The organism is Mesorhizobium sp. C089B, from assembly GCF_030323125.1.
GTDB lineage: Bacteria > Pseudomonadota > Alphaproteobacteria > Rhizobiales > Rhizobiaceae > Mesorhizobium.
The window spans coordinates 2645692-2665338 of sequence record NZ_CP100469.1; the positions used below are offsets into that span (position 1 = coordinate 2645692).

Consider the following 19647-nt stretch of genomic DNA (forward strand, 5'->3'; position numbering starts at 1 on the left):
ATTTTGCACGCATGGGTTGCGCATGGAGCCCCATGCGCCCCTGCCAGCGGAGCGACCGCATAACGGCGCTCCCCTCAGTGTCTTGACGTTGCCTAGCCAGGGCGGCCACCCGCATACGTCGTAAGTGTGCCTGCTCACCGTCAAGCTCTGCAGGGTCTCCCCGTCCCTCAGACCGTCTTATTCGCCCCTATATTCGCCGCCTGCTTCGCTCCCATCCCAAGCAGCAAATTGTCGTCGGAGAGTTCGTCTCCGCGCGCCTGCCGGAACAGGTTCAGCATGTCGGGCACGTCGAGGCTCTTGCGCTGGTCGCCGGCAATGTCGAACACGATGGTGCCTTCGTGCAGCATGACGGTGCGGGTGCCGTGATCGAGCGCGTCGCGCATCGAATGGGTGACCATCAGCGCCGTCAGTTTCTGCTCCTCGACGATCTTGCGTGTGAGGTCGAGCACGAAGGCCGCCGTGCGCGGATCAAGCGCTGCGGTGTGCTCGTCCAGCAGCAGGATCTTCATGCCGGTCAGCGTCGCTGACCGCCTGGCGCTGGCCGCCGGGCTTCGACGATGACGCTCAGGATGACGCTCAGGCCGCATTGGATCTTTTATTGGTCGAAGAAACCGGCGTCCTCTTCCGCCAGGTATTTCTTCGCGCCTTCGGCATCGATGTCGACGCCCAGGCCCGGCGCTTCGAGCAGGTCGATCATGGAGTCCTTCACGATCTGCCCCTTGGGCAGGCCGATGACGATGTCCTCCCACCAGGGGTCGGAGGCGCTGGGATATTCGAAGGCGATGTAGTTGGCCGGTATCGTGGCGCAGACATTGATCAGCGCGCCGAGGCCCAGCAGACCGTTCGCCGTGCCGTGCGGCGCCATCATGATCGAGTGCATATAGGCATGCTCGGCCACCCATTTGAGCTCGGCGATACCGCCGATGTCGGCGGGATCCGGGCCGATGACGCGCACCGCCTGTGTTTCGATCAGTTCCTTGAAATTATGGCGCAGATAAATCTGTTCGCCCGTATGGATCGGGGTGGACGTCGATGTCGTGAGTTCGCGGTAGGCTTGCGGGTTGACCCATGGCACGTAGTCGCCGGTCAGCATGTCCTCCAGCCACATCAGATTGTGTTTTTCCACCGCCTGAGCGAAGCGGATGGCGTCCGGCAGGAACCAGCCGGGGCCGCAATCCAACGCCAGCGAGACCTTGTCGCCGAGCACCTCCTTCATGGCGATGACGCAGTCGATCATGTGCGCCATGCCGCGCTCGCTGATCTGCCCCTGGTCCATCGCGCCGTGATAGGTCGGCGGCTGGCGCACGCCATAGTGGAAGTCGGGAACGCTGGTCTTCATGTTGGAATGGAAGGAGATGCCTTGCTTGACCATGAAGAAACCTTCCGGCCGTTCCATCATCCATTTGACGTCGGCCGCGTAATCCTCCGGCCTGTCGCCGGTGCGCTTCTTGCGGATGGAACCGTTATAGACCCGAACCTTGTCGCGCACCTTGCCGCCAAGCAGCTTGTAGACCGGGACGCCGGCGGCCTTGCCGGCGATGTCCCACAGAGCGTGCTCGATGGCGCTGACGGCGGCGCCATAGGGCTTGAACGAACCGCGCTGACGGATCTTCAGCATGCAACGTTCCACATCCGTCGGATCCTCGCCGATCAGCGCGTCGCGGAAATGCAGCACCCAGGGTTTCAGATAAGGCTTGGTGTACTCGACCTCCCCGAGGCCATGGAGGCCTTCGTCGGTGACGATGCGCACGATGGGGTGCCTGCCGATGACGGCGCACCTGAGATCGGTGATCTTCATGATGTCCTCTATTTCACCGACGAGAAGGCGGTTGGCGCGAGAAACTGGCTGGAAATATTGGCCAGGATCGGGCCATCGCGCTCAGACTCGTCGCGGGCCTCGAGCCATGCCCGATCGGTGGTGAAGGCCTTCCATTTCACTTCGCGCTCGGCAAGGGATTCCCAGGCGATGAAATAGGTCAGTCGATTGCTGCTTTCGCCGACCACCGTGGTGAAGAACCCGGCTTGGCGGATGCCGTGCTTGTCCCACAGCGCCAAGGTATGGTCGTTGAAACGCTTGAGCAGCGCCGGCAGCTGGCCCGGCACGCAGTCGTAAATGCGAAGTTCGTAGATCATGGTCCATCCTTCTGTTCACCTCTCCCTCCGAGGAGAGAAGTGTAGAGTCAGCTCCAGGTGCGGTCCCAGGAGTATTCGTCGTCCCAGTGATCGGTCGGTTGCCAGATGCCGGTGACGCCGGGCTGCAGGTGCTGGCTGATCACTTCGTCGACGATGTCGTCGATGCCCAGACCAGGCTTGTCGGGCACGGTGATGAAGCCGTCCTTGACCAGCGGCTTGGGCAGGCCGGTGACGATATCGTCCCACCAGTCGACTTCGACGCTGTGATATTCGAGCGCCATGAAGTTTTCCGTCGCCACCGCGACATGCGCGGCGGCCATTGCCGCGATCGGGCTTTCCGCCATGTGAATGGCCATGGCGACGCCATGCTCCTGCGCCGCGTCGCCGATCTTCTTGGTCTCGAGAATGCCGCCGGTGGTCAGCAGATCCGGATGGATGACCGAGATGCCGGCGTTGAGCAGCGGCTCGAAGCCTTCCTTGAGGTAGATGTCCTCACCCGTGCAGATCGGCACCGAGGTCGCCTGCTGCAACTGCCGATACTGCTCGGTGTACTGCCAGGGGATCACGTCCTCGAGCCAGGCCGGTGCGTATTTCTCGATCCGCCGGGCCAGACGGATGCCGTCCTGCAGCGAGATGTGGCCGACATGGTCGATGGCAAGCGGAACCTCGTAGCCGATCACCTCGCGGACCTCGTGGATATATTGGTCGAGCAGGTCGATGCCCTTTTCGGTGAAGTGGAGGCCGGTGAAGGGATGCGGCACGTTCTGCGCATCATAGGCGGCGTTGCGCGCCCGGCGCTCGTCCAGCGTGCGTACCCGGCCGCGGCCGGCATGGGTGCGGAAACCATCGAGCACGCCGGCGGGCGCGACCACCGCGCCGGGGATGTGAGAAATCTGCGCCAGGCCGAGGTCCATCTTGAGGAAGGTGAAGCCAAGGTCCATCCGCGCCTTCAGCCGCTTGCCGGTCTCGGTGCCGCTGGGTTTGTCCGCGTCGGTGTCGCAATAGACCCGCACCTTGTCGCGGAACCGTCCCCCCAGCATCTGGTAGATCGGCACGCCGTACGCCTTGCCAGCGAGATCCCACAGCGCGATCTCGATTGCCGAGACACCGCCGCCTTGCCGCCCATGGCCGCCAAACTGCTTGATGCGCCGGAACAGCCGGTCGACGTCGCAAGGGTTCTCGCCCAGCAACCGGCTCTTGAGCATCAGCGCATAGGTCGCGCTGGCGCCGTCGCGCACTTCGCCCAGGCCGACAATGCCCTGGTTGGTGTAGATCTTGACCAGCGCCGAGGTGAACGGTGCGCCGACGATTTCGGCGACCCGCAGGTCGGTGATGCGCAGGTCGCTCGGCCTGGAGTTCGTATTTACCCGATTGAGCGCCTCGCCGGCGCTACCCGTCTTTGCCATGGCTTATCCTCGTTCTGACTGGTGGCGCCCCGCACGCCCGGCCGGCATGAGCGTTGCTAGCCAAGCTCTATCTCGTGGGCCTGCAGGTAGTCGCGGTTCATCTCGACGCCCAGACCCGGCTTCGACGTCAGCTTGAGGCTGCCGTTCGAAACGTCGAGCGGTCTGTCGATGAGGTGATTGTATTTATCAAGGTTCCACTCGGACGTTTCGAGCTTGTAGAAGTTGGGAACCGTCATCATCACCTGCGCTCCCGCAACCACGTTGATCGGTCCGGCGGCGTCATGGGGCGAGACCGGGATGTAATAGGCTTCGCACAGGGCGGAAATCTTCTTCAGTTCGGTAATGCCGCCGGTCCAGGTGACGTCCGGCATGATGTAGTCGGCAAGCCTGTTCTCGAGCACCGGCACGAAATCCCACTTGGTGTGGCCGCGCTCGCCCCACGAGATAGGGGCGCTGACCTTCTCGCGCACTTGCTTCAGGGCATTGAGGCTCTCGGGCGGGCAAGGCTCCTCGAACCAGTCGATCTGGCCGGCTTCCTCGAGGCTCCGGCAGAGGCGAATGGCGGTGGGTACATCGAAACGGCCATGCGCATCGATGAGAATGTCGACATCTGGACCCGCCGTTTCGCGGATCAGAGCCGTGAGTTCGGCGGCCTCGCGCTCGTCCTTGCGGGTCATGCCGCCATCGAGGTAGCCGTCCCGCTGTTCGCGCGCCAAGCCATCGGCGATGCGGCCCTGGTGGGGGAAAGGATCGAACTTCAGCCCGGTGTGTCCGGATTCGACGATGTCTCGAATTTCGCGGACCACAGCCTCCTTGCTGGTAAACTTGGCCTGGTTGGGATGGGTATAGAGCGCGATTTCATCGCGCACCGGTCCGCCCAGCAGCTCGTAGATCGGCTTGCCTAGAACTTTGCCGCGAATGTCCCAGAGCGCTATGTCGATAGCGCTCACGCATTCGACTGCGGCGCCGCGGCTGCCCATATAGGTGAAGCTGCGGAAAATCTTGTGCCAGAGATGCTCGATGCGCGCCGGATCCTCACCTGTGACGGCAACACCGATCTGCCGCAGGATCGTGCACAGCGCGCGGTTGGCGAGCCTTGTGGTGGTGGTGATTTCCCCCCAGCCGCTCACCCCTTCGTCGGTCGTCACCTCGACGAACAGGAACTCTCCCCAATAGGAAGCATCGGACTTGATCAGCCACGGCCGAACGCTCGTGATTTTCATCTCTCAACTACCTCTGTCTGATGGCCGGACCAATGATTTTCTGGGCTGGAAGTTCTATCCGGCCCGAGCGGCGTTGCGCGCACGCATCTGTTCGAGAACGTGCCGGCCGGAACCCTCGACATGGCGGGCAATGAGTTCGGCCGCCTCGTCGGCATTTCCCGCTTTGATATGCGCGATGAGCTCGCGGTGTTCACGCATGATGGCGGCCCGCCGCGCGAGCGTGAAATTGAAACGCCGGCTCACGGCTCGCAGCACTTCGCGATGCTTCCACCAAAGCTCGGCGGCATGGCGGTTGTAGTGGCGCTGGTACATTACGGTGTGGAAGGCGGTATCCAGTTCACTGTGCCGCAATGTGTCGGTGAAGTTGTTCTCTTCGATCAGAGCCTGGATGCGTTCGAGTTCGGCGATGTCCTCGCCGGTCGCCATGTTCACGAACCATCGCGTCAGGGCCGGCTCGATCAGGACTCCGATCTCGTAGATATCCCGGACAAAATCCTGGTCTATGGGCCGGACGCGCGCGCCACGGTTGGCGACAAAGGTGACGAAGCCCTCCCTCGCAACAGCTGCAGCGCCTCGCGTACGGGGTTGGTCGAGGTGCCGTGACGCCGGGCGAGATCGGTGACCACAAGCCGTTCGTTGGCGGCGAGCCGTCCCTCGATGATGTCTTCCCGGATCAGCTCATAAAGCGAGGCGCCCTCGCTGGACGCCCCGATGGGATCAATCCCCACGGGTGGCTCTGCTTTGAAATCACTTGTTTCGGCCAAAGCCGGCTCCCCCGATTAGTACATCGCATGCTCGATATCATACACGCGTTTTGCAAACAATGTACGATCGGGTGCGTTGACAGGCAATCCACGATCTGAAAACGTACCAGATGATCGAAGGGATACATTGAGCAGAAGACGCATCCCGCACGGTCGGACGAGCCCCTTGGCGCACAGCGGCATGGGAGAATCTGGGAGGATACTATGACGAGGATTACACTCGGCGGTGCCGTCCTGCGCGGCACTGTCGCCACTGCTTTGATGGCGTCGCTCATGTCGGGATCGGCGCTGGGTGCGCCGCCGGTCGATTTGAGCAAGTGGTCGCCGGAGTATGTGCGCTCCATCGCCGGCACACAGGATTTCGACACGGCCGCCGATTGCGGCAAGGTCACCCCGCTCGACTACAAAGGGCGACTGACGTTCTGGTATCAGGGCGTGTTCGAGGGCGACCCCGACCTGCTGCGTCAGTACTACAAGGATTTCTTCGAGACGTTCCGCAAGACCTATCCGAACATCCAGCTCGAGGATCAGGCCCTCACCTACAACGACCTTCTCGACAAATTCCGCACGGCGCTGCTGGGCAACGCCGCGCCGATGGCGGTCCGCCTGCAAATCCTGGGCGGAACCGAGTTCGCCTCGAAGGGTTATCTGCAGCCGCTCAAGCCGGAAGATGTGGGCTATCCCACAGAGGATTTCTGGCCCGGCGCCATGAAGGCGGTAACCTGGGATGGCGTGACCTACGGCATTCCCACCAACAATGAGACGATGGCGTTCATCTGGAACGCCGACATTTTCAAGCGTGCGGGCCTCGATCCGGACAAGGCTCCGGCTACCTGGGACGACGTCGTCAAATATTCCAAGCAGATCCATGACAAGCTCGGCATAGCCGGCTACGGCCTCGTGGCGCGCAAGAACGCCGGCAACACGCCGTACCGCTTCATGCCGCAACTATGGGCCTATGGCGGCGGTGTCTTCGACGAAGCCTCCGCGAACCCGACCTATAAGGAGGTCGAGCTCAATAGCCCGCAGAGCAAGGCGGCGTTGCAAGCCTCCTACGACATGTATGTTCGCGACAAGTCGGTTCCGGTCTCGGCCCTCACCAACCAGCAGGCCGATAACCAGCCCCTGTTCGTCGCCGGCCAACTCGGCATGATGGTCTCGCACCCGTCCGACTATAACGTCATGCTCGACCTGCAGAAGAAGGCAACGGGCGCCGACAAGGACAAGGCGCAGACTGTCATCGACAACATGCGCTATGGCCTGATTCCGACCGGCCCCGACGGCAAGCGGGCCGTCGTGTTTGGCGGCTCGAACATTCACATCCTGAAGCCCGAATATGTCGAGGGCGGCAAGGTGGACGAGCCGGCCGCAAAGGCCATCATCTGCATGTGGACGAGCCCTGAATGGTCGTTGAAGATGGCGTATGCCGGCTCGAACCCGGGCAACCTGAACGGCTTCAAGACCAAATGGATGAAGGAACGTCTGGACAACATCAAGTTCCTCGATGTCACCACCTCGATGTTGCCATACGGCATTCCGTTCCCGGCGCTGCCGCAATCGCCCGAGATCATGAATATCATCGTCCCGGACATGCTGCAGAACGCCCTGACCGGAGCGATGACCGTCGACCAGGCAGCGGACGACGCGGCCGAGAAGGTGAAGAACCTGATGGACGGACTCTAGTCCGGGCCTGACCTGCGATCCGACCGGCTGTGCCGATAGTGCGTGCAGCCGGTTTGCTCCGAACAACAAGGGCACGCCATCGTGACGATCGTGACCGGCAAGGCCGAGGCTCGCCGAAGATTGCAACCCGGTAGCTCCGGCGTGCTGCGGAATATCTGGGAGCATCGCGCCGACTACGCTTACGTGCTTCCAGCGATCGCCGTGATGCTCATCGTCATCGCCTATCCGATCTACTACACGGTCGAGCTGTCGTTCTTTAAGACGCCGCCTGGCCTGCAGCTCCGCGACAAGACCTTCATCGGATTGGACAACTACACGGCCATCCTCACCAGTCAGGTGTTCTGGAAAGTTACCCTGAACACCCTGATCTGGACGATCGCATCCACCTTCGTTGCCTTTGCCCTGGGGTTTGCCGCCGCGCTGGCGCTTCACCGCGAGTTTATCGGCCGGGGCGTCCTGCGCGCTATCCTGATCATTCCTTGGGTCATCAGCGCGGTTGCCGCCTCCTATATCTGGAAGTGGATCTACCATTCGGACTTCGGCATCATCGGCGCGGTGCTGGTCGGCCTCGGATTGGCTGACCGGCCGCCGAACTTCATCGACAACGTCAGCACGGTGCTGCCCTCCTTGATCGTCGTCAATATCTGGCGCGAGTTTCCGTTTGCCATGATCATGATGATGGCCGGTTTGCAGACGGTCCCCGACCAGTTGTTGCGCGCCGCGGAAGTCGACGGGGCCAATGAATGGCAGCGTTTCTGGCACGTCACCTTCCCGCATCTGCGCAACGTCTCGACGGTGACGATCCTGCTGCTCGCAGTGGCCAATTTCAATTCCTTCATCATCCCGTGGATCATGACCGGTGGCGGGCCGTCGAACGCTTCGCACATCTGGATCACCCACATTTATGAGCTCGCCTTCGGCCGGCAGCGATGGGGCGTCGCATCGGCCTATTCGGTACTCCTGTTCCTCATGCTGATGGTGCTGGGCTACTTCTACGTCCGTGCGCTGGCCGGCAACGAGCGCAAAGAGGGGAGCGCATGAGCACGATCGTCGAGACAGTCCCTCGACGTCCGGCCCGGCGCCGCATGCGCATCGACGGATGGCGTTGGGCCGGGCGCATCTTCCTCGTGTTCATGCTGCTTTACACCGCGTTGCCGATGATCTGGATGCTGATCACCTCGATCAAGTCCGGCTTCGCGGCGATGCAGTTCCCGCCGCAATGGTGGCCGGAAGAGCCTACCCTGGCCAGCTACCAAAAGCTGCTCGATCCGCAAAACAGCGTCGGCCAGGACTTCCTGCGTTTTTTCTGGAACAGCCTCTACGTGTCCACGGTCACCACAATCCTTTCGGTGATCGTGGCCGTTCCTGCGGCCTACGCGTTTTCGCGCTTTCGTTTCCCCGGTCGAAACTTCCTGTTCTTCACCGTGCTTTTGCGCAACATGTTCCCGGCGGTGATCTTTCTCGTGCCGCTCTTCATCCTGATGCGCGCGATCGGGCTGGTGAACACGCATGGCTCGCTCATTCTCACCTATCTCACCTTCGGCCTGCCGCTGGCGATCTGGCTGCTCAAGGGCTTTTACGACAACATTCCGGTGCAGCTCGAGCAGGCGGCGCGGATCGATGGGGCGACCCGGTTCCAGGCCTTCATCCTGATCGTGATGCCGCTCTCGACGCCCGGAATCATCGCCACCGCGATCTATTCCTTCATTGGCGCCTGGAACGAGTACATCTATGCCTACACCTTCCTTTCCAAGAACGAGCAGTTGACCCTGCCGGTCGGCATACAGCGTTTCTTCTCGGAGAATACGACGGACTTTCCGGGCCTGATGGCGGCCAGCTTCATGATGAGCGTGCCCGTCGTGGTGCTGTTCCTCCTCCTGCAACGATACTTCGTACGCGCCCTTACAGAAGGCGCGGTCAAACACTAGAGCCGGATGATTTCAGGTCTGTTCGACCTCAAATCTGAATCCGCCTCTAAATCAAAGAGATAGAGCATGATGTCGTCCGAAAACCGCTTCACACTTTTCGGCATCATGCCGTAGGGAGTTGCCGATGGCCCACGTGGACCTGAGAGATCTCGTCAAGACCTATGGCGGCTTCAAAGCTGTCAACGACGTTTCGCTGACGGTCAATGACGGCGAGTTCGTTGCGCTCGTCGGCCCTTCGGGCTGCGGCAAGACAACCACGCTCAATCTTGTCGCGGGATTGATCCCGGTCACATCGGGCGACATCGTCATCGGCGACCGCGTGGTCAACGACCTCGACCCCAAGGACCGGGACATCGCGATGGTGTTCCAGAACTACGCGCTCTACCCGCAGAAATCGGTCTACAAGAACCTGGCGTTCCCGCTGCAGATGCGCAAGCTGCCCAGGGACGAGATCGACAGGAAGGTCAAGGAAGCGGCGCGCGTGCTCGACATGACGCACCTTCTCGAGCGCAAGCCGCGCGAACTTTCAGGCGGGCAGCAGCAACGTGTCGCCTTGGGGCGCGCCCTCGTCCGCGACCCTGCCGTTTTCCTCATGGACGAGCCGCTCTCCAACCTCGACGCCAAACTGCGCGTCCAGATGCGCTCGGAGATCAAGCGCTTCCACCAGGATCTCAAGGCGACCATCATCTATGTCACGCACGACCAGCTCGAAGCCGTGACCATGGCCGACAAGATGGCGGTGATGAACGGCGGCTACCTGTTGCAATACGATTCTCCGGCGCAGGTCTTTGCCCATCCGGTGAACATGTTCGTCGCCAGCTTCATCGGCAGCCCGGCGATGAGCCTTGTTCCACTGGAGGCATCGACAGCAAACGGCAACACTGCGTTGACCGGCGCGGAGGGCTGGAGCCTTGAGCTCTCGCCGCTCAACGCCCGGAAGGTTGCGGGGGCAACGTCGAGGAAAGTCGTGCTCGGCGCACGTCACTCGACCATCAGGCTCCACAAGAGCGCGGTGCCAGGCAGCGTCCCGGCCAGGGCCTATACAGTGGAGCCGACCGGAGACGTCACCTTCGTGCAGGCGTTGCTGTCAGGCGCCATCGTCAACATCAGCGTGTCCCCCAACATCGCCGTCGCACCTGACGAGCAGATCTGGCTCGAGTTCGACCAGGAGCGGCTGCATCTGTTCGATGGCGAAACTGAACTGGCCCTCAAGGCCGGCTGAGACAAGACGGGGGTTCATTGGGAACGTTGGGGATGACTGAAAAGCTTAAGATCACCGCGATCAAACCCTATCCTGTATGGGTTGGAACGCGTAATCAGATGCTCGTCAAGATCGAGACCGACCAGGGCGTCTTCGGCTGGGGCGAGAGCGGCTTGAGCGGGCGCGAAAAGGCCGTTGCCGGCGCGGTCGAGCATTTTCGCGAGTTTCTCATCGGCCGTGACCCGATGCAGATCGGGCGAATCTGGCAGGAGGCCTATCGCAGCCAGTACTTCGAAGGCGGGCGCGTTCTGCAGGCGGCTATCTCCGCCATCGACATCGCCCTTCACGACATCAAGGGCAAGGCGCTGGGGGTGCCGGTCTACGAACTGCTGGGCGGCAAGCAGCGCGACCGCATCCCCACCTTCGCCTCGACCGGAGACGAGGCCGAGGGCGACCTCGCCATCGAACGAGCCCGGGAGCTGCGCGCACGGGGGTGGCAGGCGATCCGCTTCTTCCCCGCAGGGCAAAGCAGCAGGGACATCTTCGAACCCCGCGAGTCGATCGGCGCTACCGCGAGCATGCTGAACAAGGCGCGCGAGGCGCTTGGCGACGACGTCGTTCTCGGCATCGACTATCATCATCGGCTGTCGGTGGCAGAGGCGGCGAGCTTCTGCAACAAGCTCGGCCGCGGCGTGCTTGATTTTCTCGAGGAGCCGATCCGCGACGAGACACCTGAAGCCTACGAATCCCTGCGCAGGATGACCGACATTCCCTTTGCCATCGGCGAGGAATTTGCCAGCAAGTGGCAGTTCCTGCCCTACATCGAGCGCGGCATCCATCAGTTCAACCGTCTCGATGTCTGCAATGTCGGCGGGCTCACCGAGGCGATGAAAGTCGCCGGCTGGAGCGAGGCGCACTATGTCGACCTGATGCCGCACAATCCGCTTGGTCCGGTGTGCACGGCCGCGACCCTACATCTCGCCGCCGCGGTACCCAACTTCGCGTGGCTCGAGACCAGGGAACCCGAGACGAAGCTGGGCTTCGACAATTCCGACTTCTTCCCCGTGCAGCCACGGCTCGACGGTCCCGACTATCCGGTCAGCGACCTGCCGGGCCTCGGCGTCGAGGTCAACGAAGCGGCGGTCCAGGCGGAGGCTTTTCGTTTCTGGGAAGCGCCTCACCTCAGGCGCCGGGACGGGTCTGTTACGAACTGGTAGTTCCATCTCAACCGGAGTCCACGATGACGCATATCCCTGACATCACGCGACCGCCCAAAGACCTCATTGACGCCCTGAGGGAAATCGGCGCCGCGACGGTCGCCGGCACGCTTGGCCATATGGGTTTCCGCAATCCTCACATGGTCGGTCCGGTGGCGCAGAACCATGGGAAGTCGATCGTCGGGCCGGCGCTGACGCTGCAGTTCCTGCCGCAGCGGCCGGACCTCTTCAGCGAGGGAGAATACGCCGACCCGGAAACGCAACTGCACCGGCACGTGCTCTATCACGCGCAGGAAGGCGATGTGGTCGTCGTCGACGCGCGCGGTGACATGAGCTCGGGCGTCTTCGGCGATATGATGTCGACCTATTTCAAGGGCAGAGGCGGCGCGGGCATCGTCATCGACGGCTGCATGCGCGACCGGCCCAATGTCGAGAAGCTCGATCTGCCCCTATGGCTGCGCGGCTGGACGCCCAACTACCATGTGCAAACCAGCATCTATCCGAACGCCGTCAACGTTCCGATCGCCTGCGGCGGTGTCACGGTGATCCCGGGCGACATTATCATCGCAGACGACGATGGGGTGGTAGTGCTTCCCGTCGCAATGGCCGCAAAGGTGATCGAAGAATCCCGGAAGCATCACGATTGGGAAGAGTTCTCGCGAGAGAAGCTGATGCAGGGAGCGCCGCTGCAGCGCTACTATCCGCTGCATGACGACGCCCGCGGCGAATATGAGGAGTGGCGCAAAGCCAGTCGTCCGGCGGATTGACGCAGGCATTCAAGACGATCCATATGTGCGGTGAAATTCGATGTGCCCCCGGCAGACTACTGGGGGGCCGTCTCAGCCGGGACCGCGCCGCCGACGAACGTCCCGATCAAGAAAGGCGCTTTCGTCTGGCGAGGCGGCGGCTCCGACACGGAAGGCGAACGACGTGACCCGCGTCGCATTGATGTCGATACCGCACCGAAAGCTCAGATGGTACCATGTCGTTGCCGTGCGGAAAGCGGTGTCTGGGGCGTCAAGAACATTGCCGGCCTTGAGCGGAATGCTTGGGATCAGTTGGGGAGAATAAGAGGCGTCGTTCAACTCTTGCTCAAGAACGCTGGCGCAAAGTCTGGCGGCCCGTTGATCGCGAGGCACGTCGGCCATCGAGTTCGTTGCGAACACATCACCGGTAGCGCCTTGCGAAAAGAGTTTGCGAACGCCCGGAAGGCCCGAATATGGCCGCGGTGTAGCCGAGGCCACGTCGATGGAGTTTGGCTCTTCGGTGATTCCGCGTCCTGACTTCGTAGCCTTTGCGGGGCGGCGTTTCGGCACGTTTTCGGGTCTGGTCCGAGGCGCCTGAGCCGACGCGGGAAGCTCGATCTCACCGTCGTCCCCATGGGCAGCCAAAGGCATTGCGGCCGCGGATGCCTCTTTGTCAGCGGGTGGGGTCGCAGCCTCCTGTTTGTCCGCTTCCGGCTTCTCATTAATCTTGGCTGACTCTGCCGGCTCTCCGGCGTCTGGCGCTGAGGCGGGTTTACTCTCCGCATTCTTTGGCGCGACAGCCGACTGTGGCTCGTTATCCTTGGGCGGCGATGGCGCATTGTCTTGAGCGCTGCCTCCATCCAAGGATTTTTTGGGGCCAGTGTCTTTGTCGCCGAACTGAAAAACAGGCCTCAGGACCTCGATTGGCGGCAGCTTTTCCGGTGCCTGCTTTTCAACCTTCTGCTCCGAAGGATTTCCGGGTGGCGGTGGCGGCGGCGCGGGAGCGGGTTTCGGCTTTGGTGGTTCGGGCGGCGGCACGAGTGCGACATTGATAGGTTGCTCCTCCTGCGGCTGCTGGGCAGGAACGGGCAGGCCATAGACCAGGAACGCGGTGATGAGCGCATGCAGGACCAGCGATGCGGGCAAGGCCCACAGCAAAGTCCGCCGCCGCTCGGATGTCTCGGTCTTCATCCCTCACGATGTGGAGCGAAACTGCGGCGGCATCAAGCGTGGCAACCGTATTGGCGCATTCAGCCGCAGCTCAGCAGTGAGGAGACGACGCATGATTGCTTCTCGCCGCCGGCTCCATTCTCTGCATGCCCGCCTCCAATCTCAGCGACGCAGGCTGGCGTCGCGGGCACGCTCGCGGAGCTCTTCGCGAGAAAGGCCCGCATCCGCCAATATGCTGTCTGGAAGCCGCCTCAAGCTCGCAAGCGTCTGGCGATAGGCAAGCCAGCGGGCGAAACGGTGTCGAAGTTCATGCAACATGATCGTCTCCTTGGCGAGCGGGATACCCACGCTCTTGGATTGGTCGAAAACGCAAAGCAATCGCGCAAAGCGTATGCACGATCGAACGGATTGCGCTGACTGCCTGGCCAACCGAGGTGCCTGTCATTTTCCCGCCAGGGCAGAATTATCAAGCGCTTCCAATGCCTATATACTTGCGCGTGATGGCCGCTTCGCGCTACAGCCACGGTCGCAAGGAGTTTTTCATTTCTGCAAAATGGATATTGGCTGGGACGATCTGAGGTTGTTTCTCGACGTTGCGCGGCTGGGTGGCCTGAGCGCGGCGACGGCAACCACGCGCCTCAGCGCAGCCACACTCGGACGACGCGTCACCGCGCTCGAAAAGCAGATCGGCGAAGCGCTGTTCGTACGTCAGCAGACCGGCTACCGGCTAACCCCGGTCGGTGAAGAACTGCTGCGGCGCGCCGAAGACGTCGAAGCAGCAATGCAGTCGCTGACCCGCTGGCGCGAGGGAAACCTGCCCGACCGCATTGTCCGCGTCTCGGCCGGGCCATGGACCTCGGCCTTCGTTTCCACCCATATCGGCGAAATCTGGACCGTCGATGACGGCATCAGGGTGGAACTCGTCACCACCACCGACCGGGTCGACATCGGTCGCCGCGCCGCCGATATCGGCATCCGCAGCGAGCGCCCGACCGAACAGTGGCTGGCCGGCCGTCAGAGCGGCAAGGTCGCGTATGCCATCTATTCCGGACGCCACCTGATCAACGGCATCGCTGCCGGCTTGTTCGTCGGCGTCACCGGCGAAGGAGCAAACGTCGCCTCGGCGCGCTGGCTGCAAGCCCATCACGGCGACCGCATCGCCGTGCGAGGCAACAACACCCATTCGGTGCGAGAACTTGTGGCCGCGGGCGCCGGCCTTTCCGTGTTTCCGTGTTTCGTCGGCGACAGCGATCCGCGGCTGGTTCGCGTCGCTCAGCCTATCCCCGAACTCGAAACCGACCAGTGGATCGTCACCCATCATGAGGAACGCCACTCCCCGCCAGTACGAAAGATTGCCGACCGGATTGCCGCTCTGATGCGGGCCCATCAGCCGTTGTTTCGCGGCAAGATGCCGATCCGCTAAGCGTCAGGCGTCGATCGGCCGCCAGATTCTCAAGGTTCTGGCGCGTGAGGCGGGCGCGTGAAGCTTGAAGGGGTTGGATCCCGGATTGTGGATTTTCGCTGGCCAGAACGGGCCAATTCCGGAAATTGGCTGGAGACTCGTCCAAAAGGTCCCACATCTTGTCTTGCCGCAAAGTTCACCCTCTGATTCCCTGTGCCAAGGCGATAGAACCTGATTCTTGCACCTGGCGTGTTCAAGCGGCGCGTTCCGGGAACTTTTTGTCGATCAATTCCAAGGAGACAAGACGATGAGCACCGCGGCAAGGCCCGTCATCTCGGAAATGCGGCCGAAGATAACCGTCATTGGTGTGGGCGGTGGCGGCGGCAACGCGGTCAACAACATGATTGCCGAAAATCTGCAGGGTGCGGAGTTCATCGTCGCCAACACCGATGCCCAGGCACTGACCATGTCGAAAGCATCGCGGCTGATCCAGCTGGGTGCCCATGTCACGGAAGGCCTGGGCGCCGGGTCGCTGCCGGCGGTCGGCCGCGCGGCAGCCGAGGAATCGATCGACGAGATCAGGGACCACCTTGCGGGAACCCATATGTGCTTCGTGACCGCCGGCATGGGAGGCGGAACTGGAACCGGTGCCGCGCCCGTCATAGCGAACGCTGCACGGGCAGCCGGCATCCTGACCGTGGCCGTCGTCACCAAGCCGTTCACCTTCGAAGGGAAGCGCCGCATGCAAGCCGCCGAAGAGGGCATCGAGCAGCTTCGCGAATGCGCCGATACCGTGATCGTTATTCCGAACCAGAACCTCTTCAGGATCGCCGACGCAAAGACGACTTTCGCGGACGCCTTCGCCATGGCTGATCGCGTCCTTTATTCCGGCGTCGGCTGCATAACCGATCTCATCGTCAAGGAGGGCTGATCAATCTCGACTTCGCCGACGTGAAGTCGGTGATGCGCGACATGGGCCGCGCAATGATGGGTACCGGGGAAGCCACGGGCGAGGACCGCGCCAGGAAGGCCGCCGAAGCGGCGATAGCAAACCCGCTTCTCGACGAAGCCTCGATGATCGGCGCCAAGGGCGTCCTGGTCTCGATCTCGGGCGGCATGGACATGACGCTGTTCGAAGTCGATGAGGCCGCCACCCGCATCCGCGAGGAGGTCGACGCCGACGCCGACATCATCGTCGGCGCCATATTCGACCGGGCACTCGCCGGAAAATTCAGGGTCTCAGTCGTCGCGACAGGATTGCGGCAGGGCCTGGAGATACCGCAGTAGGCAGGATCCGGGCTGCTGATTTATGAGTCTGGTGGACCGTGGTCATGGGCTTCGCCACCGAAAAGTCGGCCCGCAAGCCCGCACCATCGAACTTGCCGGTGAATTCGCGTTGCCGGCCTAGAGACCGAATTTGTTTCGAGGCCGCTGCCACGAATGCGCGAACTCGCATCAGCGCCGCCGCGGAACCGCTCCCAACTGCAACCGCGCCGCGAATGCGCTTCGACCCGGATCCCCAAAAGGCCATACAGATTGACCACGGCAGACATTTCGCCTGCGATATGGCCAGCATCTGCTGACCACATGATCGGCCCTTTTTGATCGGTGATGCGGGCTCGCTGGATATGGCACAATAAAACCGGCATGGTCAGACGTCGGGAGCATCCAGTGGCGGCCAGCCTCGCAAGCACTATTTCGAAGAAAAACTCAGGTCTACCCGACAGGAGCATGCTCCATGGCTGACACGCCGACACCCGATGCTTCGTTTCTCGCGGCCCTGACGACAGAGCATTTCGTGCAGCAGACAGCGATCAGCACGTCCATAAGTGAAATGGCGTCGCGAACGACCATCTACATTATGTCTCTGTCGAGCGCTCTGGTGGCAACGGGCTTTGTTACGCAGTCCTCCGAGTTCTTCCTGCCGTTTGTCGCGGTTGTGCTGCCATCGGTCTTTTTACTGGGTGCCTTTACCGTCTTGAGGTTGGTCGACATCGCCGCTGAGAACATGCAGGCCCATATCGGCATTGCCCGGATCAGAGCCTACTATCGAACTTTGGGCGACGAGGCTGCCTTCCAGTTTTCCAAGGAATTCGGCCGCTGGCCCGAAAATGACGCCGAACCTTCTCTTCGTACTGGGCCTCTCCTGGCGTACCTGACCACTGCAGCGACTATGATCGCATTCATAAATGCCATCGTCGCTGCGGCGGGCGTTACTCTGCTTGCGTTTCGTGTCGGTGCAGAACTATTGCTCGCGCTGTGTCTTGGTGCTGGAACAGCAATCGGCTTGATGACGATTTCTATTTATACCAGCGCCTTCGGACGAAAGGCATGGTCCGCATTGCCAAACCCTATGGTTCTGAAAAAAGCGTGCTTTGAGCGGGTAATGAATGTGGTGTTTGTCTGAACGCCGCCGGCATGGCAATTCCGATCTCATTGACGACCAATGCTCCACGCTCTTCGCAGGCTGTTCGCAATGGCGAGCCCTTTCGGGATCGAGATATTTGCGCAAACTTTTTTGCCCGGCATGCGTTGTTCGTTCTCCGAGCACAGGAGAAAGCCATGCAGACTAAGTCGCAGACTTCAGCTGAAGCCGCCAAGCAACGCCATATCCAGCGTGGTATCGACGCCAAAGACGAGACGAAGAGCAATGGCAAAATGCAACACGCGATGCAAGCCGGCGCCCGCAAATATCCCGAGCCGCCTTTTCCCGAGCAGCATCAACCCAAACCGGGGCATGAATGGGCGATCGAGCCCGCTCCGCTCTACGATGCGCCTTACTACCTCGGATCGAAAAAACTCGACGACAAGGTAGCGCTTATCACGGGTGGTGATTCCGGCATCGGCCGTTCGGTGGCAGTCTTGTTCGCCCGCGAGGGCGCCGACATTGCGATCGTATACTTGAGTGAAGACAGGGACGCCGAAGCGACCAAAAACGCCGTCGAAAAGGAAGGCCGGCGTTGCATACTGATAAAAGCCGATGTCAGTGAACGCGAGCATTGCCGCAACGCCGTGGCGCTGACGGTCGAAAAATTCGGCAGGATCGACGTGCTGGTCAACAACGCCGCTTTCCAAATCCATTCCAGTGACTTCAACGACCTGACCGAGGAACATTTCGACACGACGCTGAAGACTAATCTTTACGGCTATTTCCATATGGCGCAGGAGAGCGTGCCGCACATGGAGCCGGGCTCCGCGATCATCAATACCGGTTCGGTGACCGGCATCGACGGTTCCAAGCAACTGGTTGACTATTCGATGACCAAGGGCGGCATTCATGCCTTCACGCGAGCGCTTTCGGGCAATCTGATCGGCAAGGGCGTCCGGGTAAACGCGGTCGCGCCAGGTCCGGTGTGGACGCCGCTCAACCCTTCGGACAAGGAAGCCAACGACGTCTCGAAATTCGGCGCGGATACGCCGATGAAACGGCCAGCGCAACCGGAAGAACTTGCCCCGGCTTACGTGTTCCTCGCCTCGTCGCATTGCTCGAGTTACATCACGGGAGAGATCCTGCCGGTGGTCGGTGGCTACTGAGGTCGCGGAACGTATTTCATTGCATTGGGCTACCGAGTAGACGGCACGCGACGACGTCCTCTCCAGGGAGACGCTTGCCGCGCTCGGTCGCTTCAAGAAACGCGTGATCGGTGCCGTGCGCCGCCGCTACACGGCACCCGCCACGGCTCCGGAGCAATAACGCTCCGTGTTGGTCGAAATCCTCGCTCGCGTTTTCAATTTTCTGAATTTCCGCTTGGAACTCTCCCGCCGGCATACCGTTCAAACATCATTGAGCCGGGAGAACGACCATGCCACGAGGCGACAAATCGAAATACAGCGACAAACAGGAACGCAAAGCCGACCACATTGCCGCAGGCTATGAGAAGCGCGGTGTTTCCGAGAAGGAATCCGAGCGCCGGGCATGGGCGACCGTCAACAAGGACGATGGCGGCGGCAAGAAAGAAGGCGGCTCGGGTCGTGGTAAACACACCGGACACCCCGCGGCCCACAAGGGTGGGAAAAGCGGCGGCAAGGCATCGGCTTCACGGTCAGCCGCAAGCCGATCGGAATCGGCAAAGAAGGCAGCGGCAACCCGCAAGCGGAATGCCGAGCACCATGCCCATTAACTGCCCCGCAACAGGTTCGGAGCGCGATGAAACCCAAGCTCGTCAATCAGGTCAGCGGGCAAAGAATTTTCGTCGTGGTGCTCGACCTCGGCGACGAAGGCTTCGGCGCGCTGACAGCCTTCGCAACCGACCAAAACCTCGGCAGTGCCTCTTTGACTGCGATCGGAGCGTTCGGCGCCGCCTTGATCGATCTTAATGCGTGAGGTTGGCAAGCGCCTGCCCGGCTCCTTGGCCATCCATGGCGGATGTCTCTGTGGCAGGATCCGATTCAGCGCCGGGATCGAACCGAGGGTTCACTACTGCCACTGCGATATGTGCAGACGAGCGACCGGCAGCGCGTTTGCAGTTCTTGCCTGGATGCCCTGCCAAAGCCTGAGCTGGAATTCCGGAACGCCAACATATCGAAGGTCTTCGCCGATCGCGCAAAGAGGCTTCTGCCCAGAATGCGGGTCGCCGCTCAGCCTTTGCTACGACGCGTCGCCAACCGAGATCGCGCTGCACGTCGGTACCTTCGATGATCCGGCTCACCTGGTGCCTCGGTACAACTACGGTTCAGCGCAGCGCCTTGGTTGGGTGTGCTGCGGAATAGACCTACCGGACCGCGACACCGAGGAGCGCTGGTAGCGCCGCCTGTTGCGAATGACCTAGATTGC

General features: G+C 61.5%; 18 protein-coding genes and 3 pseudogenes. 13 read left to right on the forward strand and 8 right to left on the reverse strand.

What is annotated here, in order from left to right; all coding sequences use genetic code 11:
- Positions 1-167: 167 nt before the first annotated feature.
- The 6 genes and pseudogenes from NLY44_RS13210 to NLY44_RS13235 all read right to left on the reverse strand — a co-directional run.
- A pseudogene (locus NLY44_RS13210) lies at positions 168-524 on the reverse strand (ATP-binding cassette domain-containing protein); the annotation flags it as partial.
- Between the two features lie 71 nt (positions 525-595).
- Positions 596-1798 carry a mandelate racemase/muconate lactonizing enzyme family protein gene (locus NLY44_RS13215; RefSeq protein ID WP_023804868.1) on the reverse strand — a complete coding sequence of 401 codons (1203 nt, stop codon included), beginning with the start codon at positions 1796-1798 and terminating at the stop codon, positions 596-598.
- Positions 1799-1806: 8 nt separating this feature from the next.
- Entirely contained in the window at positions 1807-2133 is a 327-nt protein-coding gene (locus tag NLY44_RS13220; RefSeq protein WP_023702115.1) for an NIPSNAP family protein, read from the reverse strand.
- Between the two features lie 47 nt (positions 2134-2180).
- Positions 2181-3539, reverse strand: coding sequence for a mandelate racemase/muconate lactonizing enzyme family protein (locus tag NLY44_RS13225; protein WP_286457382.1), 1359 nt, complete (start codon positions 3537-3539; stop codon positions 2181-2183).
- Between the two features lie 56 nt (positions 3540-3595).
- Entirely contained in the window at positions 3596-4762 is a 1167-nt protein-coding gene (locus tag NLY44_RS13230) for a mandelate racemase/muconate lactonizing enzyme family protein (protein WP_023696292.1), read from the reverse strand.
- 54 nt (positions 4763-4816) lie between these two features.
- Positions 4817-5526: pseudogene (locus NLY44_RS13235) on the reverse strand (GntR family transcriptional regulator).
- A 204-nt stretch (positions 5527-5730) separates the two neighbouring features.
- On the opposite strand from NLY44_RS13235, the gene NLY44_RS13240 reads away from it, so the two are divergent.
- The 6 genes from NLY44_RS13240 (at position 5731) to NLY44_RS13265 (ending at position 12322) form a co-directional block, all read left to right on the forward strand.
- Positions 5731-7209 carry an ABC transporter substrate-binding protein gene (locus tag NLY44_RS13240; RefSeq protein WP_023696294.1) on the forward strand — a complete coding sequence of 493 codons (1479 nt, stop codon included), beginning with the start codon at positions 5731-5733 and terminating at the stop codon, positions 7207-7209.
- A gap of 81 nt (positions 7210-7290) precedes the next feature.
- Complete coding sequence (locus NLY44_RS13245; RefSeq protein WP_031201482.1) at positions 7291-8250, forward strand: carbohydrate ABC transporter permease; 960 nt, start codon at positions 7291-7293, stop codon at positions 8248-8250.
- A complete protein-coding gene (locus NLY44_RS13250) occupies positions 8247-9137 on the forward strand; it encodes a carbohydrate ABC transporter permease (RefSeq protein ID WP_023714612.1) in 891 nt (296 codons plus the stop codon). The genes NLY44_RS13245 and NLY44_RS13250 overlap by 4 nt, the downstream gene beginning before the upstream one ends.
- A gap of 124 nt (positions 9138-9261) precedes the next feature.
- Positions 9262-10359, forward strand: a complete 1098-nt coding sequence (locus NLY44_RS13255) for an ABC transporter ATP-binding protein (RefSeq protein WP_023681188.1) — start codon at positions 9262-9264, stop codon at positions 10357-10359.
- Between the two features lie 32 nt (positions 10360-10391).
- Positions 10392-11555 carry a mandelate racemase/muconate lactonizing enzyme family protein gene (locus NLY44_RS13260; protein ID WP_023754437.1) on the forward strand — a complete coding sequence of 388 codons (1164 nt, stop codon included), beginning with the start codon at positions 10392-10394 and terminating at the stop codon, positions 11553-11555.
- A 23-nt stretch (positions 11556-11578) separates the two neighbouring features.
- The gene (locus NLY44_RS13265) at positions 11579-12322 is read left to right on the forward strand and encodes a ribonuclease activity regulator RraA (protein WP_023804864.1); all 744 of its coding nucleotides are present in this window, start codon (positions 11579-11581) and stop codon (positions 12320-12322) included.
- Positions 12323-12394: 72 nt separating this feature from the next.
- Here the strand turns inward: NLY44_RS13265 and NLY44_RS13270 are convergent, their stop codons facing one another.
- Together NLY44_RS13270 and NLY44_RS32960 are read right to left on the reverse strand one after the other, a co-directional pair.
- On the reverse strand, positions 12395-13492 hold the full coding sequence (locus tag NLY44_RS13270) for a DUF930 domain-containing protein (protein ID WP_023804863.1): 1098 nt from the start codon (positions 13490-13492) through the stop codon (positions 12395-12397).
- 141 nt (positions 13493-13633) lie between these two features.
- Positions 13634-13789 carry a YjiS-like domain-containing protein gene (locus NLY44_RS32960; RefSeq protein ID WP_023681184.1) on the reverse strand — a complete coding sequence of 52 codons (156 nt, stop codon included), beginning with the start codon at positions 13787-13789 and terminating at the stop codon, positions 13634-13636.
- Positions 13790-14024: 235 nt separating this feature from the next.
- Here NLY44_RS32960 and NLY44_RS13275 point away from each other — a divergent pair, with 235 nt between their 5' ends.
- The 7 genes and pseudogenes from NLY44_RS13275 (at position 14025) to NLY44_RS13305 (ending at position 19618) form a co-directional block, all read left to right on the forward strand.
- A complete protein-coding gene (locus tag NLY44_RS13275; protein WP_023804862.1) occupies positions 14025-14894 on the forward strand; it encodes a LysR family transcriptional regulator in 870 nt (289 codons plus the stop codon).
- Positions 14895-15180: 286 nt separating this feature from the next.
- Positions 15181-16160, forward strand: a pseudogene (ftsZ, locus tag NLY44_RS13280) (cell division protein FtsZ).
- 451 nt (positions 16161-16611) lie between these two features.
- Positions 16612-17280, forward strand: a complete 669-nt coding sequence (locus tag NLY44_RS13285) for a hypothetical protein (protein WP_286457384.1) — start codon at positions 16612-16614, stop codon at positions 17278-17280.
- A gap of 155 nt (positions 17281-17435) precedes the next feature.
- Positions 17436-18407, forward strand: coding sequence for an SDR family oxidoreductase (locus NLY44_RS13290; RefSeq protein WP_023744506.1), 972 nt, complete (start codon positions 17436-17438; stop codon positions 18405-18407).
- 269 nt (positions 18408-18676) lie between these two features.
- Positions 18677-18994, forward strand: a complete 318-nt coding sequence (locus NLY44_RS13295) for a hypothetical protein (protein ID WP_023687854.1) — start codon at positions 18677-18679, stop codon at positions 18992-18994.
- A 26-nt stretch (positions 18995-19020) separates the two neighbouring features.
- Complete coding sequence (locus NLY44_RS13300) at positions 19021-19197, forward strand: PCC domain-containing protein (protein ID WP_023744504.1); 177 nt, start codon at positions 19021-19023, stop codon at positions 19195-19197.
- The gene (locus tag NLY44_RS13305) at positions 19190-19618 is read left to right on the forward strand and encodes a GFA family protein (RefSeq protein ID WP_156936373.1); all 429 of its coding nucleotides are present in this window, start codon (positions 19190-19192) and stop codon (positions 19616-19618) included. The genes NLY44_RS13300 and NLY44_RS13305 overlap by 8 nt, the downstream gene beginning before the upstream one ends.
- Positions 19619-19647 lie beyond the last annotated feature (29 nt).

What these genes read in the sequence shown, in the direction of transcription:
- NLY44_RS13260 (WP_023754437.1), top strand. Translation starts at nt 10,392, where the DNA reads ATGACTGAAAAGCTTAAGATCACCGCGATCAAACCCTATCCTGTATGG.
- NLY44_RS13265 (WP_023804864.1), top strand. Translation starts at nt 11,579, where the DNA reads ATGACGCATATCCCTGACATCACGCGACCGCCCAAAGACCTCATTGAC.
- NLY44_RS13240 (WP_023696294.1), top strand. Translation starts at nt 5,731, where the DNA reads ATGACGAGGATTACACTCGGCGGTGCCGTCCTGCGCGGCACTGTCGCC.
- NLY44_RS13220 (WP_023702115.1), bottom strand. Translation starts at nt 2,133, where the DNA reads ATGATCTACGAACTTCGCATTTACGACTGCGTGCCGGGCCAGCTGCCG.
- NLY44_RS13290 (WP_023744506.1), top strand. Translation starts at nt 17,436, where the DNA reads ATGCAGACTAAGTCGCAGACTTCAGCTGAAGCCGCCAAGCAACGCCAT.
- NLY44_RS13285 (WP_286457384.1), top strand. Translation starts at nt 16,612, where the DNA reads ATGGCTGACACGCCGACACCCGATGCTTCGTTTCTCGCGGCCCTGACG.
- NLY44_RS13255 (WP_023681188.1), top strand. Translation starts at nt 9,262, where the DNA reads ATGGCCCACGTGGACCTGAGAGATCTCGTCAAGACCTATGGCGGCTTC.
- NLY44_RS13275 (WP_023804862.1), top strand. Translation starts at nt 14,025, where the DNA reads ATGGATATTGGCTGGGACGATCTGAGGTTGTTTCTCGACGTTGCGCGG.
- NLY44_RS13215 (WP_023804868.1), bottom strand. Translation starts at nt 1,798, where the DNA reads ATGAAGATCACCGATCTCAGGTGCGCCGTCATCGGCAGGCACCCCATC.
- NLY44_RS13295 (WP_023687854.1), top strand. Translation starts at nt 18,677, where the DNA reads ATGCCACGAGGCGACAAATCGAAATACAGCGACAAACAGGAACGCAAA.
- NLY44_RS13270 (WP_023804863.1), bottom strand. Translation starts at nt 13,492, where the DNA reads ATGAAGACCGAGACATCCGAGCGGCGGCGGACTTTGCTGTGGGCCTTG.
- NLY44_RS13300 (WP_023744504.1), top strand. Translation starts at nt 19,021, where the DNA reads ATGAAACCCAAGCTCGTCAATCAGGTCAGCGGGCAAAGAATTTTCGTC.
- NLY44_RS13230 (WP_023696292.1), bottom strand. Translation starts at nt 4,762, where the DNA reads ATGAAAATCACGAGCGTTCGGCCGTGGCTGATCAAGTCCGATGCTTCC.
- NLY44_RS13250 (WP_023714612.1), top strand. Translation starts at nt 8,247, where the DNA reads ATGAGCACGATCGTCGAGACAGTCCCTCGACGTCCGGCCCGGCGCCGC.
- NLY44_RS13225 (WP_286457382.1), bottom strand. Translation starts at nt 3,539, where the DNA reads ATGGCAAAGACGGGTAGCGCCGGCGAGGCGCTCAATCGGGTAAATACG.
- NLY44_RS32960 (WP_023681184.1), bottom strand. Translation starts at nt 13,789, where the DNA reads ATGTTGCATGAACTTCGACACCGTTTCGCCCGCTGGCTTGCCTATCGC.
- NLY44_RS13305 (WP_156936373.1), top strand. Translation starts at nt 19,190, where the DNA reads ATGCGTGAGGTTGGCAAGCGCCTGCCCGGCTCCTTGGCCATCCATGGC.